At 37.5% G+C, this 17382-nt stretch carries 13 protein-coding genes; 7 read left to right on the forward strand and 6 right to left on the reverse strand.

Going from position 1 to position 17382, the window contains the following annotated elements; all coding sequences use genetic code 11:
* Positions 1 to 5 precede the first annotated feature (5 nt).
* The 7 genes from murG to BGC7_RS13420 are packed head-to-tail and all read left to right on the forward strand — an operon-like array spanning position 6 to position 7265.
* Positions 6 to 1103: an undecaprenyldiphospho-muramoylpentapeptide beta-N-acetylglucosaminyltransferase gene (murG, locus tag BGC7_RS13390; protein ID WP_050702111.1), complete on the forward strand. Its 1098-nt coding sequence runs from the start codon at positions 6 to 8 to the stop codon at positions 1101 to 1103.
* Positions 1103 to 2473 carry a UDP-N-acetylmuramate--L-alanine ligase gene (gene murC / locus BGC7_RS13395; RefSeq protein ID WP_050702112.1) on the forward strand — a complete coding sequence of 457 codons (1371 nt, stop codon included), beginning with the start codon at positions 1103 to 1105 and terminating at the stop codon, positions 2471 to 2473. Before murG ends, murC begins: the two co-directional genes overlap by 1 nt.
* The gene (locus tag BGC7_RS13400) at positions 2470 to 3300 is read left to right on the forward strand and encodes a hypothetical protein (protein ID WP_050702113.1); all 831 of its coding nucleotides are present in this window, start codon (positions 2470 to 2472) and stop codon (positions 3298 to 3300) included. The genes murC and BGC7_RS13400 overlap by 4 nt, the downstream gene beginning before the upstream one ends.
* A 2-nt stretch (positions 3301 to 3302) precedes the next feature.
* Positions 3303 to 4037, forward strand: coding sequence for a cell division protein FtsQ/DivIB (locus BGC7_RS13405; RefSeq protein WP_050702114.1), 735 nt, complete (start codon positions 3303 to 3305; stop codon positions 4035 to 4037).
* 55 nt (positions 4038 to 4092) lie between these two features.
* The gene (gene ftsA, locus BGC7_RS13410) at positions 4093 to 5460 is read left to right on the forward strand and encodes a cell division protein FtsA (RefSeq protein WP_050702115.1); all 1368 of its coding nucleotides are present in this window, start codon (positions 4093 to 4095) and stop codon (positions 5458 to 5460) included.
* 44 nt (positions 5461 to 5504) lie between these two features.
* Complete coding sequence (gene ftsZ, locus BGC7_RS13415; protein WP_050702116.1) at positions 5505 to 6791, forward strand: cell division protein FtsZ; 1287 nt, start codon at positions 5505 to 5507, stop codon at positions 6789 to 6791.
* Between the two features lie 21 nt (positions 6792 to 6812).
* Positions 6813 to 7265, forward strand: a complete 453-nt coding sequence (locus BGC7_RS13420; RefSeq protein ID WP_050702117.1) for a GatB/YqeY domain-containing protein — start codon at positions 6813 to 6815, stop codon at positions 7263 to 7265.
* Positions 7266 to 7346: 81 nt separating this feature from the next.
* Here BGC7_RS13420 and mutL read toward each other — a convergent pair whose 3' ends face one another.
* The 6 genes from mutL to guaB all read right to left on the reverse strand — a co-directional run bounded on the left by mutL (position 7347) and on the right by guaB (position 17100).
* Positions 7347 to 9188: a DNA mismatch repair endonuclease MutL gene (gene mutL, locus BGC7_RS13425; protein ID WP_050702118.1), complete on the reverse strand. Its 1842-nt coding sequence runs from the start codon at positions 9186 to 9188 to the stop codon at positions 7347 to 7349.
* Positions 9189 to 9191: 3 nt separating this feature from the next.
* Positions 9192 to 11120, reverse strand: coding sequence for an OstA-like protein (locus tag BGC7_RS13430; protein ID WP_050702119.1), 1929 nt, complete (start codon positions 11118 to 11120; stop codon positions 9192 to 9194).
* A 46-nt stretch (positions 11121 to 11166) separates the two neighbouring features.
* Positions 11167 to 12534, reverse strand: coding sequence for a peptidylprolyl isomerase (locus BGC7_RS13435; protein ID WP_082206751.1), 1368 nt, complete (start codon positions 12532 to 12534; stop codon positions 11167 to 11169).
* An 82-nt stretch (positions 12535 to 12616) separates the two neighbouring features.
* Positions 12617 to 13477, reverse strand: a complete 861-nt coding sequence (locus tag BGC7_RS13440) for a peptidyl-prolyl cis-trans isomerase (protein ID WP_050702120.1) — start codon at positions 13475 to 13477, stop codon at positions 12617 to 12619.
* Complete coding sequence (locus BGC7_RS13445) at positions 13474 to 15489, reverse strand: foldase protein PrsA (RefSeq protein WP_050702121.1); 2016 nt, start codon at positions 15487 to 15489, stop codon at positions 13474 to 13476. Before BGC7_RS13445 ends, BGC7_RS13440 begins: the two co-directional genes overlap by 4 nt.
* Before the next feature lie 135 nt (positions 15490 to 15624).
* The gene (gene guaB / locus BGC7_RS13450) at positions 15625 to 17100 is read right to left on the reverse strand and encodes an IMP dehydrogenase (RefSeq protein ID WP_050702122.1); all 1476 of its coding nucleotides are present in this window, start codon (positions 17098 to 17100) and stop codon (positions 15625 to 15627) included.
* Between the last annotated feature and the right edge of the window lie 282 nt (positions 17101 to 17382).

Consider the following 17382-nt stretch of genomic DNA (forward strand, 5'->3'; position numbering starts at 1 on the left):
AACAAATGAGAGTAATAATTAGTGGAGGCGGTACAGGAGGTCATATCTTTCCGGCCATAGCCATTGCAAACACAATAAAAGAACGATATCCCGATTCTAAAATATTATTTGTAGGTGCAGAAGGGCGCATGGAGATGGATAAAGTCCCTACAGCAGGATATGAAATTGTAGGTCTTGAGGTCTCAGGGCTAAATAGGAAAAATCCATTCAAGAATTTTAGTACAATATTGAAATTCCGAAGAAGCCTAAAAAAAGCAAAAGCTATTATTAAAGGATTCAACCCGGATATTGTTATCGGAGTTGGCGGATATGCAAGCGGCCCCACCCTATACAAGGCCAATTCGCTAGGAATACCTACACTGATTCAGGAACAAAACTCTTATGCAGGCATAACTAATAAGCTTCTGGGGAAAAAGGCATCCAGAATATGTGTTGCATATGAAGGCATGGAACATTTCTTTCCAAAAGGGAAAATTGTAATAACAGGAAATCCCTGTCGGGAAGAACTACTATCAGGCAATATAAGCAGAGAAGAAGCATATAAAGAATTTAACCTTGATCCTTCAAAAAAAACAATATTACTCATAGGAGGTAGTCTTGGATCCGGAACATTGAACAAAAGCATGTTGCAAGGCACCGATGTAATAAGTGAAGCAGGCATTCAAGTTTTATGGCAATGCGGTAAATTATATTCTTTCGAGTTGAATATGGATATTGCAAGCAAAGGCAACCCGAAAGACATCCATATACATGAATTTATAAGCAGGATGGATCTTGCCTATAAAGCTGCCGACTTAGTTATATCCAGGGCAGGAGCAAGCTCCATCGCAGAGCTTAGCCTGCTAGGGAAACCAACTATTCTTGTCCCATCTCCGAATGTATCAGAAGATCATCAGACAAAAAATGCAATGGCATTGGTTAACAAAAATGCAGCTATATTGATAAAAGATGTAGATGCTGTAGAAAATCTTACAAATACGGCATTAAATACTATCAATAATGAAGCTAAACTGAAAGAGCTTTCAGAAAATATTCTTAAACTAGCTCATCCCAATGCAGCAAATCGCATTGTAGACGAAGCTATAAAACTAATACAAAAATAATGGATATACAATCAATATATTTCATCGGAATAGGAGGTATAGGTATGAGTAATCTTGCCAGATACTTTATTTCAAAAGGGAAGAAAGTCGCAGGATACGACCGTACAGAGACTCTCTTAACACAGAATCTTACTGCCGAAGGTGCTGAGATTCACTACACCGATGATATAAAATTGATCCCCGATTATTGCAAAGATTGTGTTACTACTCTAGTTGTCTATACTCCGGCCGTACCTTCAGACAATGAAGAGGCAAGATTTTTCAGAGAAAATAATTTCACAATGCAAAAGCGTGCCCAAGTATTGGGTACAATTACTCAGTCGAGTAAAGCTCTATGTTGTGCCGGCACTCATGGAAAGACTACAACATCAAGCATGCTTGCTCATATACTGAAGCAATCTCATATCGACTGTAATGCATTCCTCGGAGGTATTCTGAAGAATTACAATAGCAACCTCATGCTATCAGATAAGAGTGAATATACTGTAATAGAAGCGGACGAATACGACCGTTCTTTTCATTGGCTACACCCTCACATGGCTTTGATAACATCTGTCGATCCTGACCATTTGGATATATATGGCACAGAAGAAGAGTATCTGAAAAGCTTCGAGCATTTTACAAGTCTTATACAGCCGGGAGGTGCATTGGTAATGAAACATAACATAAAGTTGGCTCCTAAAACAAAAGAACATGTACAGATATATACCTATTCGATAAATAATGGAGACTTCCATGCTCAAAATATTAAAATAGGAAACGGAGAAATTCGCTTCGATTTTGTTACACCTAAAGAAACAATACATAATATAGAACTTGGAGTACCTATTAAAATAAATATAGAGAATGGAATAGGATCAATGGCACTAGCTTGGCTTATTGGTGCTACAGCAGACGAACTACGTCATGGCATGAAGACTTTTCAGGGAGCTAAACGCCGCTTCGATTTCCATCTGAAAACAGATAAAATAGTAATGATAGATGATTATGCGCACCATCCTCAAGAATTGGCAGCTAGCATAACCTCTGTAAAGGAATTATACCCTGACCGCAAAATAACAGGGATTTTTCAACCTCATCTATATACACGAACCCGTGATTTTGCATCAGAGTTTGCAAAAAGTCTGTCCTTATTAGACGAACTAATTCTTCTGGATATTTATCCCGCACGCGAGAAGCCAATAGAAGGAATAACTTCCCAAATTATATTAGACAATGTGACTTGTCCAAAAACACTCTGTCATAAAGAAGATCTATTATCTTTACTGGAAAAGAAGGAAGATATTGACGTTCTTCTCACCATTGGGGCAGGAGATATAGATCAATTATTAGAACCTATACAGAAACTACTAAAAAACAAAACTTTATGAAAAAAGTATTTTTATTTATCCTTCTAACATCTTGTATTATTTCTTTATCTGCACAGGTAAAGTACACAGAAGCAGAAAAAAATGGCCTAAGAGGTCCTGTAAAAACAGTACGTATTATCACAACGGCAACAGACTTTAGAGGGCTGTTAGACACCCTATTTGTTGAAAGAATAGAAGAATACAGAAAAGATGGACAATTAGTAATGACTCGAAACATAAGAAAAAAAACTGATCGTTTTCCGAGTGGACATGTTGTATCTACATTTGATGAAAACGGACTACGTACACAAAGAGAATCTTTCATTGAAGATAAGGAAACAGGAGTGGCAAAGAAGACTGGAATTACATTTTTCACCTATGATGAACAAAAACGATTGAAAAAAGAGACCCAGTGCGACTCGTTAGGTTCCGTTATTCAGCATTCGGATACATATTCATATCCCAATAAGGACACTATGATACAAGATACATACTCCAAATCTACAGGAACATATACCATCACCTCCAAGCTTGACAAATGGGGTAATGAAATAAAGAGAACAAGAAAAGATCTGCTCAATAGAGAATATAAATATGACGATAAAGGCCAGGTTGTTTCGTGGGTAAATAAAGAAAAAGATGGAAGTAAATTCATTGCAGAATACGAATACAACAAAGAAGGAGATCAGATACGGGAAGCAACCAAAAACTACAAAGGCAATACAACCAATTCAGAGCATACGTTCGAATATGATGAACATGGCAGCTGGATAAAGAAAACAAAGATATTGAAGAACGGTCCTTACAGAATGTCTGAATACAGGATTATTGAATATTATAACGATTAAAAATGAAAAAAGCATTAGTCATAATAGGTATATGCCTATTGGTCGGTTATTTAGTATTCTCGGCTTTCTATTTTCAGGGAATGCCTCAGGATGGCTTATGCTCGAAATTTGAGGTAGAAATAAAGAACGGTTCGGAAGAAGACCTGTTTATTGATGCTAAAGATATTGAAAAATATATAAAGGAAAAAGGACTCGACCCTACCGGAAAGCAATTAAAAGATGTAAATACAAACGTTATAGAAGAAGCCATACTCTCAAATCATTTAGTAAAAAAAGCAGATGTATTTATTACCAACAATGGAGCAATAAAGGCCTCGATAGAAGAACGCAAACCCATACTAAGAGTAATAAGCAATAGTGGAGAGAACTATTATATTGACAACGAAGGGCAAAAGATGCCCCTCTCTCAAAGATTTACAGCATACCTTCCGATAGCTACCGGAATAATAAATGAGAACTTTGCAAAGAGGGATTTATATAAATTTGCATTATTTTTGTACAATAATAAGTTTTGGAATGCACAGATAGAGCAAATTGTTGTACTTCCTAACAAAGATATAAAACTTATACCTCGTGTTGGCGACCATGAGATTATTTTAGGTAGTTTGACTGAATATGAAGAAAGACTGGAAAAACTAATGACCTTCTACGAGAATGGATTGAACGAAACCGGTTGGAATAAATATTCCGTCATAAATTTAAAGTTTGACAAACAAGTAGTCTGCACAAGGCGTTAATAAAAATACAGTTACGACTGATTCTTTTGAATCGGCCTATAAAGGATAGAAATATATGGAACAATCAGGGTTTATTGTAGGGATCGATCTGGGAACTTCTAAGATAGTAGGAGTACTCGGCCGGAAAAACGAACAGGGTGTGATTTCTATACTTGCATCGGAGAGTGTGCCTTCCGATTCATGCGTTAAGTATGGGGTAATTTATAATATAGATGAAGCTGCCGGAAAGATAAAGAAGCTGATCAGTCTGCTCGAAAATAAAGTAGGCAGGAAGATTGGAAAAGCATATGTTTCCATATCAGGAAAATCCTTGAGAGCAATAGAACACAAGGAGAGTAAGCTCTTAGATGAAGCAACTCCTGTTACTTTCGCTATACTCGACAATATGGAACAGCAAGCGAAACTCAATAAGCCGGACTTTTTCACCAACTACAGTGTTTTAGCTCCTGAATATTATCTGGATGGAAAATATGAAGTAGATCCCATAGATAAAATAGCATCGAGCGTAGAAGGTCATTATAGACTGATCATAGGCAGACCCAATATAAAAGCTAATCTGATAAAGAGTATTACAGACAAAGCCCAGATAGAAATAGCGGGCTTCATAGTAGGCCCTGTAGCAGCAGGAGCTTTAGTGCTCGACGAACACGACAGACAACTAGGTTGCGCTCTTGTCGATTTCGGAGCAGGGACTACAACATTATCGATATACAAAGGTGGCCTGCTAAGATATATGGCAGTTATCCCTTTCGGTGGCCGTACTATCACAAAAGACATACAAGAACTTGGTTTTGTATTTGACTCTGCCGAAACCTATAAAATCAGATACGGCAAATTAGGTAAAGACAAAAACAAAGCGGCAGGAGAACTTTCGCAGGAAGTCGATTTAAGAGAGCTCAATAAAGTTATACAGCTACGACAAGATGAAATAATTCTGAATGTTATCAATCAGATAAAAGAATCGGGGTATGCAGATCAGCTCGAAGCCGGAATTATAATTATGGGAGGAGCTGCTCAAATGAACGGATTAGTTGATTACTTTGCCGAAAAAGCACAAATGCCTGTAAAACGAGCTATCGCAAAACGGGTATATATCAATAATGCTGCGGAGTTGGTACAAAATCCTATTTATACACAAGGCTTAAGCCTACTGCTTTTTGCTAACGAAAACTGTGAAAAAGCAGAGAACAAAGTTCCTGTAATAGAACCTGTACAAGTAATACCTCCACAACCGGTTCAGCAACAGAAGGAAGAGGAACATAGTGTAAAAACACAAGAAAGTGAAGAGCAACCCGAACCATCAAAAGATGTACCTAAAGGAAAGAAAGGAAAAAAACATGATGACGGAAAGCAGACATCTTTCTTTAACTTCTTCGAAAAGATACAAAACTTTGGAGGAACAATGTTCAAAGACGAAGAGTAAGCCATTCACGTCCTGTTTTTAAAATAAAATAATATCTATATAATATGGATGATAAAATTCTGGATTTTCAATTTCCAAGAAAGACCCAAACGATCATAAAGGTTATCGGAGTAGGTGGAGGTGGAGGAAACGCTGTAAACCACATGTATAACGAAGGAATACATGATGTTTCTTTTGCACTGTGCAACACCGACAATCAGGCACTATGCGAATCTCCTGTAGAGACCCGCATTCAGCTAGGCCGTAAAACGACAGAAGGATTGGGAGCCGGCAACCGCCCCGAAGTAGCAAAAGCTGCTGCCGAAGAAAGCAAAGAAGACCTGCAAAGGCTTCTGAGCGATGGAACTAAGATGGTATTCATCACCGCAGGTATGGGAGGCGGAACAGGAACAGGAGCTGCACCTGTAGTTGCTCGTATAGCTAAAGACTTAGGAATACTTACTGTAGGTATTGTTACCATTCCATTTGTATTCGAAGGACGAAAAAAAATAATACAAGCCCTGAAGGGTGTTGAAGATATAGCAAAAAATGTAGATGCTCTTCTTGTTATCAACAACGAAAGGCTTATCGACATCTATGCAGACCTGACAATTCCCAATGCTTTTGCAAGAGCTGATGATACACTCACTATTGCAGCTAAAGGTATCGCCGAAATCATTACAGTACATGGTCATATCAATCTTGACTTTGCAGATGTAAAAACAATACTTAAAGATGGCGGTGTAGCTATTATGAGTAGTGGATTCGGAGAAGGAGAAAATCGTGTAGAAGATGCTATTATCAATGCCCTGCATTCTCCATTGCTGAATAATAATGATGTTTTTGCTGCTAAGAAAATACTATTCAATATTTATTCAAGTGAAGAAGCTCCTCTCATTGTAGAAGAAATGGAGGGAGTGGCCAACTTTATGAAACGATTTGGAGCAGAGATAGAAGTTATATGGGGTACTGCTACAGACAAAGCTTTAGGCGATAAAGTAAAAATTACACTTCTAGCTACAGGATTTGGAATGTCCAGTATACCGGGTATTGAGAATGTAGAAGAAATCAACGAAGAAGAGGAAGAAGAACGCATCAGAAAGGAAGAAGAAGAAAAGCGTCGTATAAACGAAATGATAGAAGTACATTACGGAAAAGACGGAATACAAGGTGTAGCTGTACGGTCTTCTTTTTTTGGACAAAAGCCAATTATATTATCAACAGAGGAACTTGATAACGATAAGATAGTAGATGCTCTTGAAAACAATCCGGTATTCAAAAGAGATGACAAGTTCAATCCCGGCGATTATAAGCCGGAAACACGAAATACAGGTAATCTCTTCAATGATTGAAATATATAAAAACAACAAAATATGAATTTATTTGATAAAGTAAGTGAAGATATTAAAGACGCAATGCGCGCAAAAGATAAGATAAAACTGGAAGCATTGCGAGGAATGAAAAAAGAGTTCATCGAAGCCAAAACAGCTAAAGGAGCTAGCGAAGAGCTATCTGACGAAGCTGCTATCCAGATACTGCAGAAAATGGCTAAGCAACGCCGTGATAGTGCTGAAATATACAACAAGCAAAACAGAGAAGACCTTGCTGAGAATGAGTTAGCAGAACTTAGTGTAATAGAAGCGTATCTGCCTAAGCAACTGACTCAAGAGGAACTTGATGTGAAAATCGCCGAAATCATAGCACAAGTAGGAGCTTCTTCTCCTGCTGATATGGGAAAAGTAATGGGGGTAGCCTCCAAAGCTCTTGCAGGACTTGCTGCCGGCAAGGCAATATCTGAAACAGTAAAAAAACTACTAAGCAAGTAGTGCTAATCTATATACGGAAAAGAATGGGATGCTGATAATCAGCATCCCATCCTTTTTTATTGAACTCTCATTAAATTAGTCTTATTTAAACATTCTGTCAATTACATCGTCCTCTAGCAAAGAGATAATAGTCTTTCCATCAGGAGTATATTTATGGGTAGGGGAACTGAATAACTGATCGACAAGTTTATTCATCTCCTCTTCTGTCAATTTATGCCCATATGGTATAGAAGCAGCATTTGCCATTGCCAAAGCTAAAGATTCCTGAATTTCTTCTTTTACATCGCTCCCGGAATCTATACTTTTACCTATCATATTTCGCACAAGCTGTATAGGATCAATATTTGTTATCTCCGAAGGGGTTCCGTTAATCGCATAAGAGTTATTTCCCAGATTGCTAAGATCAAAACCAACAGCCTCCAAATCCTCTATTAGGTATGGTATCATTGCTGCCTCCGATGGTGAAAACTCTATTATCTCAGGAAATAACGCACGCTGAGAGACACCTCTATTTTGTCTTATCTGCGACAGAAACTGATCGAATAAGATACGTATATGTGCTCTGTGTTGATCTATCAGCATCAATCCGGACTTGACAGAAGTCAAAATATATCTGCTCTTATATTGATAATGGACAACGATATCAGGCACTACTGTATCTATAATCTTATTCAGACCGTTTTCGGAAGAAGGATGACTAAATATATTAATATCTTCCAGCTCTTGTGGGGCTTCTTCTCTATCATTCTCGAACCCTTCATAGAATTTTTCCCAGTCGAGGCTTGGTCGCTGATAACCAGAACTTCCACTTGGAGACTTGAAAGGATTGTAAGATGGATTAACATTTACACGAGGCTGACTCACATTTTTTAAAGGATCATGAATCGGAATATCAATTGCTCCTTCTGTATCGAAGTCAATAGAAGGAACTTCATTAAATTTTCCTAGAGCCTCTTTTACTGCCGCAGAAAGAATTTGCCAAATTGGTTTTTCATTTTCAAACTTGATTTCTGTCTTTGTAGGATGTATGTTAACATCTATAGTAGAAGGATCAATTTCGAAATAAATAAAGTAATTAGGATTCTCGCCTGGTGCTATCAGAGGTTCGAAGGCGGATATAACAGCCTTATTAAAATACGGGTGGCGCATATAACGTCCATTCACAAAGAAATATTGTAATGCCCTAGCTTTTCTTGCCGATTCCGGCTTTCCTATATATCCGGTTATTTTAGCCAGTGACGTATCAATATCTATTGATATAAGTTGCTGATTAAAATTCTTCCCCACTACATTTATTATCCTTTGACGAAGATTAGATGCAGGATAACATAAAGCTTCTATATCATTGTCCACAAAGGAAAATTCAACTTCAGGGTTTACGAGTACAATTCTTTCAAGTTCGGTAAGAATATTACGACGTTCGGTATCGTTCGACTTCAAGAACTTACGGCGAGCAGGTACATTAAAGAATATATTTTTTACAGAGAAATTACTACCTACAGCACATGCTATACATTCTTGCGACTCAACTTTAGACCCTGATATTTGCAACCTTGTCCCTAATTCATCTTCATTCCGGCGAGTACGCAAATCAATCTGAGATATAGCAGCAATAGATGGTAAGGCTTCACCTCTAAACCCCATTGTATGAAGGTTAAATAAATCGTCTGCCGATCTGATTTTAGAAGTCGCATGTCTTTCAAAGGCCATGCGTGCATCTGTAGCAGACATACCTTTACCATTGTCGATGACTTGTATCAGTGTACGACCAGCATCTTTTATAATCAACTGAACACTGTCTGCTCCGGCATCTATAGAGTTTTCAACTAGCTCTTTGACTACAGAAGCCGGTCGCTGAATAACCTCTCCTGCTGCAATCTGATTAGCTATTGAATCTGGTAAAAGGTGTATAATATCACTCATAATTTAGAACTGAAAATCATCCCCTGTCGGGGTAGTAAATACCGACGAACGTTTCGGTTTAATATCACTCGCTTTCTTTTCTATCTTGCGGAATATATCGTGCTTATCAAGAGGGCGCAGATAATCGTACCAATAGAAATCCTTCAGTCGAAGTTGATCGGGAGCCAAGAGATGAAAAGGCGTAGTTTTGCCCACAGGTTTTGGCCATGCAATCAGTTTATTGAAAGCACCATCGTTCATAAATATTTCTAAGTAACTACTTTCCAACCAGTTTAACACCATAGACAGAGAGCCATCTTTTTCTTCGGGAAAAGCTACAGTTTCCACATTTCCTTCTGCCAATACCCTATTTACTTTCTTATTGTTAAAGAATATTTTCAAAGAACGACTTTTCAACTGGTTAAAATGAATTGAATCCTTTTGTTCTATCGAGAAACTGGAACGTTTTACGTGAAGACGGTCTATCGTACTATCGTTCATAAATATATCTATCGTATCTCCGGAGAGTTGCCTATTCGTATTCCACAAAATAGGATCCCGATACATATGAAGGACAGAGTCTTTCGTATTGAATTGTAAGGAATCACAGACTCCCTGCATATCGCTCCGGTAGAATCGGACTCCATAATATGCTTTTATTTCTCTATATACATTTATCGTTGTATCACCTAAGTGATGTGCCGCAGAGCCGTTTTTCGTGATAGGCATAGTATCGACTAAGAGAGCTCTATCCTTCAACTCTAGTTCAGGTATTGCTAAAGAGTCACTCAGTTCCATCCCTAAAGAATCTATTGTAACACCTACTCCTACACGTACTAAAGAGTCAGCTATCACCGGATGAATTATCTTCAAAGAATCACCTCTTCCATGCACAATAGTATCTCTAATCGCTATTAATTTGAGTGTATCGGCATGAATAAAGAGACTGTCTCCTTGCGAATATTCTATGGCAAAAGCAGAGTCTGTGGCTAAGGCAAAATCACTTAATTCGTCATAATATCCATAATGCCCTCTAAGGATTACATGCTTAGCTGTATCTTGCAAGAACATATTACCAAATACCTCTCCATATCCCTGTTGCTTGTAATAATAGATAGAATCGCCACGCAGAAGCCTGTTTCCTTCTTTATTCACAATAGTAGACTGATCTAACAACAAAGAATTTTCGGTCTGAGTATTATACCACCCCTTACTCGTATATATAACACCACTATCGGACACGATTGTACTCGGAGTAGATATAAGGGCAGTTTTTTCTTCTGTATCATATTTCAATCTGTCGGAATACAACTTAAATTTCGGATTGGTAAGAATAACACTATCCCTAAATGTCGCCATATGCATATCAGGCTCGTATTGTCCCCAGTATGAAGTAAGCTCATTCAAAGAATCTACAAGCATACCTCCATCGAAATAATATCCGACATTCATCATGCGGTCATAGTTCAGACTATCAGTAAACAATGTAACTCCCTGAGGCGTATGTTCCAACACAACCTCTTTACGCACTTTGACCAGCCTTGTATTGCCATCGTAATGCATATATTTCCCATATAAAAACAGAGTATCGCCCTGTTCCATACGAACTCGTCCGAAGGCTTCGAACGAATTTAGGGTTTCGTTCCAATAAGCACTATCGCTATACAAATACGCACCTTCGTGAAAGAGAATAACACTATCTTTTAGCACCTGGTAATCTGCATTCAACCTCTTAGAGAGAGTCTTAGTATGAACAAGTTCAATAACTTTCGGAGTTACTTTACTTTGCTTTTGAACTTTTTGGGAAGACTGATTAGCCTGAGAAGATGTTTGAGGCTTCTGAGGTACCTGATCTATGCTATATTCTCTTTGAGACGAAAGTATTGTCTGAGCAGAGGCATAAAGAGCAATGAGGCATAGAACACTCACAAGAGGTATTCTATGCCTTTGCATAAGATATTTTATTAGTTTCTGAAACACTCGTTTTTAGAGATTTATCCTATTCTTTAATCCATCCGGTATATTGGAAATCACAGTTAACCCAATTATCATCTATACGTACATACGTATTTTTAATTTTGTTTTGCAACCACTTCTTCAATATTTCCTGATGTTTCTTATTTTCCACTATTTCTTTCAAAGCCTGATAGTCGTCTGAGACGTTAGCAACGTGTCCATCAACGCGTGTACGTAGTTTTACTATAGCCATTGCCTCTTTTCCGTTTTTTTGCATCATCTTGAAAGGAGCCGAGATTTCTCCGACTTTCATCTTGTCTACTACCTTACCAACTTCGGCAGGCAATTCTTCCATTGTAAAACGAGGTGTACCATAATTGGACGACTCTGATCTGTTCACCATCAATCCATTATTACCACGAGTATCTTTATCGTAAGAAGAATAAGCAACTGCATCTTCAAAAGAGTATTTTTTATCTTTAATACCTTCTGCAATAGTATCTAAGCGGGCTTTAGTTTTCTCCATTTGTTCTGCCGGAACTTTAGGACGTAATAAGATATGGCGAACATTAACCAAATCTCCTCTGCGCTCTATCATCTGAATAATATGGAATCCATATTCAGTTTCAACAATGTTAGAAACCTTTTTAGGATCTGAAAGAGAGAAAGCCATATTTGCAAACTCAGGAACCCATTGTGCACGTCCACTAAACCCCATTTCTCCACCATTAGGTGCAGATCCGTCTTCGGAATACATGATAGCCAGCGACGAAAAACTTTCCCCAGCATTCACCCTATTGGTAAAATCTCTCAATCGCTCTTTTACCTTATCTATTTCTGTTATGGGAACTACAGGCTCTTGAGTTAATATCTGTACTTCAACTGTTGTCTGAATATAAGGTAAGCTATCTTTAGGCAACTGAGCATAATATCGTCTAACTTCTGATGGAGTCAGCGTATTTTTTTTACCTACAATATTTTTTTGAACGGTAGAGACCATTTCGTTATTACGTATATCCTCGCGCCATCTCTCTCTCAATTGAGATAAAGGAGCCCGCATATATTCTTCTACCTTTTCCTTCGATCCAAAATTAGAAATATACATGTTTTCGTATCTGGTAACACCTCTTGATATTTCTGAAGCCGGCACATCAATACTATCTATTTTTGCCTGGTCGAGAAAAAGTTTTTGAACAGCTAGTTGCTCCGGTATAAAGCAATAAGGGTCTCCTTCGAGGCGTACTCCTCTGGCCAACATATCTAACCGGGCTTCTTCCACATCCGATTTCAAGATGGCCTCATCACCTACAACCCAGATTATCTGATCTATAATATTATTCTGAGCCTTGCAAAAAAGACCTGAGCCCAATAATATTGCTAATAAAATAAATTTTCCGGTTTTCTTTATCATTTTGTATTCTCAATTAAAAAATCGCGTAAATATAGTGATAATGTATTACTTTTTCTCTTAACGCAAAAAAAGATGTAATATTCTATTTGTTATAAAACTTAATTTCTTCGGAAGAAAGCCCCTTATCATACAAATCTTTTTGTACCTGTTTTAGATAAGTAGCCTTACGTTGCTCTATATATATTTCTTCCAAAACTCCTTTTATATAATCTAACGGGGCCTCTGCTCCTGCCAACTTATATTCTTTTATATTAACAAGATAAACAAACGAAGAGTCACGTGCCTCTATATTCTTATTCGTTCTCAGAAATTGTTCCTCATCACTTATTACAACAGGCAAATTCGACATCATATCATCGAAACCTACCCATCTGTCGTAAAAATAATCATAACCAACTACATTCTGCAATGTATTCTTCTCTATATTCTCTATCGAAGCCTCAGTGCCTTGCTTATACCATTTCTGGAAATTTGGGAGCTGCGCCGAACTTTTAGGAATCTTAAGGAATAATCCTTTTATAATGCTATTCTCCAGCTTGAATTTTTCCTTGTTTTCATTATAATAAGCCTTTATTTCTTCTTCTGAGATTGATTTGGAAAAATGCTCTTTCAGAAGTTGCTCCTGATACATATTTGTAATTAAAGATTTTCGATAGTTCTGCACCAAAGTCTCAATTTCTTCTTTATTTACAATATTCTGAGAAGCTTTATCATACATTAACTGGTCGTTGATCCATGCCTCTATGTACGAATGTGCAGCATTTATACTGTCTTCTCCGGTTAGTCCGGAAGGTAGAGCTTCGTCCAAATCTGCCTGATAGAGTATTTTATCTTTTACTGATACAACTGGAGATTGTTCCCTATCTACATCTGCATTTTCTTTTTTGCATGAAGAAGCAAGAATAATTCCGCCTAATATATATATGACCAATCTCTTTCTCATCCTATCTTATTCAATACAGATTCATCAATCTCAACCTTATATTTTCCCTCAAGATACTTGTCCCAGTTCTTCTCGAGCTCTTCCTGATAATCTACCTCAACTTCACTGCGAACATCCGTATAGTCTTCGGGTTTATCTATAAACCTGCCTATGACAAGAAACTTCGGATAACCCTTATAAGGAATAGGCTCGCTCTCTCCGTAAACCATATTATCAACATATCTATTATCACCTTTTATCCATGAACCTATTTCTATTTTGACCTGAACAGAGTCTGTATTGAAACGAGTCCGTATATCTTCTATAAGCTTATTATTTACTTTTTTTCTTCCTACAAAGTTTTTAACTTTTTCAAGCATATTATCGTTCTGTACATGAAGAACCAAGCCCTTATATTTCTTTTGTGATAAAGAGTATTTATTACGATGTTGTATAAAATAATCGGATAGTCCGGCTTCGTCAGAAGCAGAGCGTTTCCATACATTTTTATTCTTTACTTCGTAAGATAATAACTCTTCTGAAAAGACTTTCATTGTATTATAAAATTCAGGCTCTCTTTCCCCAAGAGTTGCTTCTGCATAATCGGACAATACCAAAAATAAGAAACTGTCGAAATATTCTTTAAGGATATCCGTAGAAAGGCTATACGGAGAAGCTTCTGTTATCTGTAGGATTTGCAATTCGGTAGGATCAACATTAACTTCTTTCCGCCTTATCTCTAGATATTTGACAAATGCCTTAACCTGATATTTCTTCTTACCATCAATATCCACCAATATATCATTCCCATTGGTCACTGAAGAAAAAAATAAGGAGTCGCGAGGAGATATAGTTGCAGCAATATTATTCAAGCTTGCATAAACAGGCTGATTAATATTTACTTTGAATTTATCAAGTAGCTTTTTTCTTCTGTCATCGCTCAGATCCTGTACCTTATCACTCTTGATCACCCTGTCTTTCAGGGCATATCTCATCTGATCGTAACTGCCCATAGGATATTTCCTTAATAAGCGGATAATGTGAAAACCGTAATCGGACATTATCGGTTCGCTGATATCTCCGGCTTTATCAAGGTTAAAAGCAGCTCCAATAAAAGACATTGGTAAATTTGCATCTATGCCGATTATACCTAAATAGCATCCTTTTTTACTTGTCTGAAATACTCTCGTAAATTCGTCACAAAGATCCTGAAAAGTGTTTTTCCCTGATTTAATATTAGAATATTCACGTCGGGCAACAGTTCCTACACTGTCTATATGATGTTTTAGAGGTGGAATATGAGGGAAGTTGAACACAACCTGCTCTACTTCGACAGATCCTACGGCAGGGCGTTTTTTCAACACCTGCACTATATGATACCCTTTTGCAGATCTTATAGGAAAGCTCACTGCATTTAAAGGCAAACTGTACACAGCATTCTCCACCTTATAGGAAAGCATAAATGGAGCAATCCATCCTGCGTACCCATTATATTTCTCAGCTCCAAGAAAAATTTTTGATCCGGCATTCTTAGGATGGAAAGCATCGGTTCCAAAGCCTTTTTTCAATATTATCTCTCTCGCTGCTAATGCCTCTTTATATACTGATAAGGTATCGGCAGGAAAAACAACATCTTTTTCGAAAGGAAAAACAATGTGATTAATCTCAATATTTTCTAAAGATCGCTGATATAGATCTTTGATATACTGCACTTCATATACCGTATCGACCATATATGGGGCGGCTACTTGCGATCGGTAAGACTCATACGCATTAACGTAAGCATATGCTGTATCTAAATGCTGGGCAAGAGCTTCCTCGACATTCAGCTTTAACTTAATATATGACTGAAGAAAATCTGATACAGATTCTTTAGTATCAGCGTATTTATTTCCTCTTTCATACGCACTGCGAACTTCAGAAATACAAACAGGCTTACCATTTATTTTAAAAACGATATCCTCTTCCTTTTGGGAAAAAGAAACTAAAGAATAGAGGAAAAGAAAAAGTATCAATAATAATTTTCTATACATAATTGAGTAATATACTTATATATTATCCACAAAGATACAAGAAATTAGACTTTGTAAAGTTTTAAAATATTGTAAAATAAAAAACTCTGTATATTTTTCAATATACAGAGTTTTCCTCGTGTATTTATATCTTAGTTACTCTCCTCTACTATAGTTAGGAGCCTCACTCGTAATAGCAACATCATGAGGATGGCTTTCAGCAACTCCGGCATTAGTTATACGAGTAAATTTAGCATTATGAAGTTCGTCTATATTCTTTGCTCCACAATATCCCATACCTGCACGCAATCCGCCTTTCATCTGATATACAACCTCATACAAAGATCCTTTGAATGGTACTCGGGCAGCAATACCTTCCGGAACAAGCTTCTTAATATCCGCTTCCATATCTTGAAAATAACGATCTTTCGATCCTTTCTCCATAGCTTCTAGCGAACCCATTCCTCTATATGATTTGAATTTACGACCATTGAAGATAATAGTTTCGCCCGGAGATTCCTCTACTCCAGCCAACAAAGACCCCATCATTACAGAATAACCTCCGGCAGCCAATGCTTTCACTATATCTCCAGAGTAACGTAATCCCCCATCTGCTATCAAAGGAACATCTGTGCCTTTCAGAGCCTTGGCCACATCGTAAATAGCAGTCAACTGTGGAACTCCGATACCGGCAACAACACGTGTCGTACAGATAGAACCCGGACCGATACCAACTTTTACTGCATCAGCACCTGCATCCACTAAATATTTTGCAGCTTCGCCTGTTGCTACGTTTCCTACCACAATATCAATTTGAGGATAAGCGGTTTTCACCTTTCGCAGCATATCGGCAACTCCTTTAGAATGACCATGAGCAGTATCTATGACTATAGCATCTACTCCGGCATTAACTAAAGCATCTACTCTATCAAGCGTATCAGAGGTAACACCTACTCCGGCAGCTACTCGCAAACGTCCGCCTTCATCTTTACATGCAAAAGGTTTATCCTTAGCTTTGGTTATATCCTTGTATGTTATTAAGCCTATCAGCTTATTGTCATTGTCAACAACAGGCAGTTTTTCTATCTTATGTTGTTGCAAGATATCAGCCGCTGCTTCCAAGTCGGTAGACTGACGTGTAGTGATAATTTTATCCTTTGTCATCACACTGTCAATAAGTTCCGACATATCACGACGGAAACGCAAATCTCGGTTGGTAACAATACCAACTAAACGATTGTCCATATCTACAACAGGAATACCACCGATTTTGTATTCGGCCATCATAGCTAACGCCTGCCCTACGGTTTTGTCACGCAATATACTCACAGGATTTGAAATCATACCATTCTCAGCACGCTTCACAAATCTAACCTGCTGCGCCTGAGCCTCTATAGACATGTTTTTGTGAATAACACCAATACCACCTTCCCGTGCTATCGCAATAGCAAGCTTAGCTTCTGTGACTGTGTCCATAGCAGCTGAAACAAATGGAATGTTTAATTTAATGTTGCGTGAGAAATTTGTCGAGAGATCGACTTCGCGAGGGAGAACTTCTGAATAAGCGGGGATCAACAATACATCGTCGAATGTCAATCCATCCATGACTACTTTATCTGCAATAAAAGACATATATTAAAGAGCTTTTGAAATTTATTGCGTGCAAATATAAGCATATTTTAGGAATCAGTCGATATATAAGTCTAAAAAAATGCGCTTCAACCTTAATTTTCGCGTTTCACAATTGAGACATATTTCTCAGCCATTATAGTAATGCTCACATAAGAGTTAACAGAACACAAAAAAGGAAGAAACTCAACTATAAATTCTTTCCAGTTAGAATAATATCGTTAATTTTGTTAATGTTCATTTACCTATAATACAACCTTAAAACATATACAATTAACCTAAAAA

It is taken from the genome of Dysgonomonas sp. BGC7 (assembly GCF_001261735.1).
Taxonomy (GTDB): domain Bacteria; phylum Bacteroidota; class Bacteroidia; order Bacteroidales; family Dysgonomonadaceae; genus Dysgonomonas.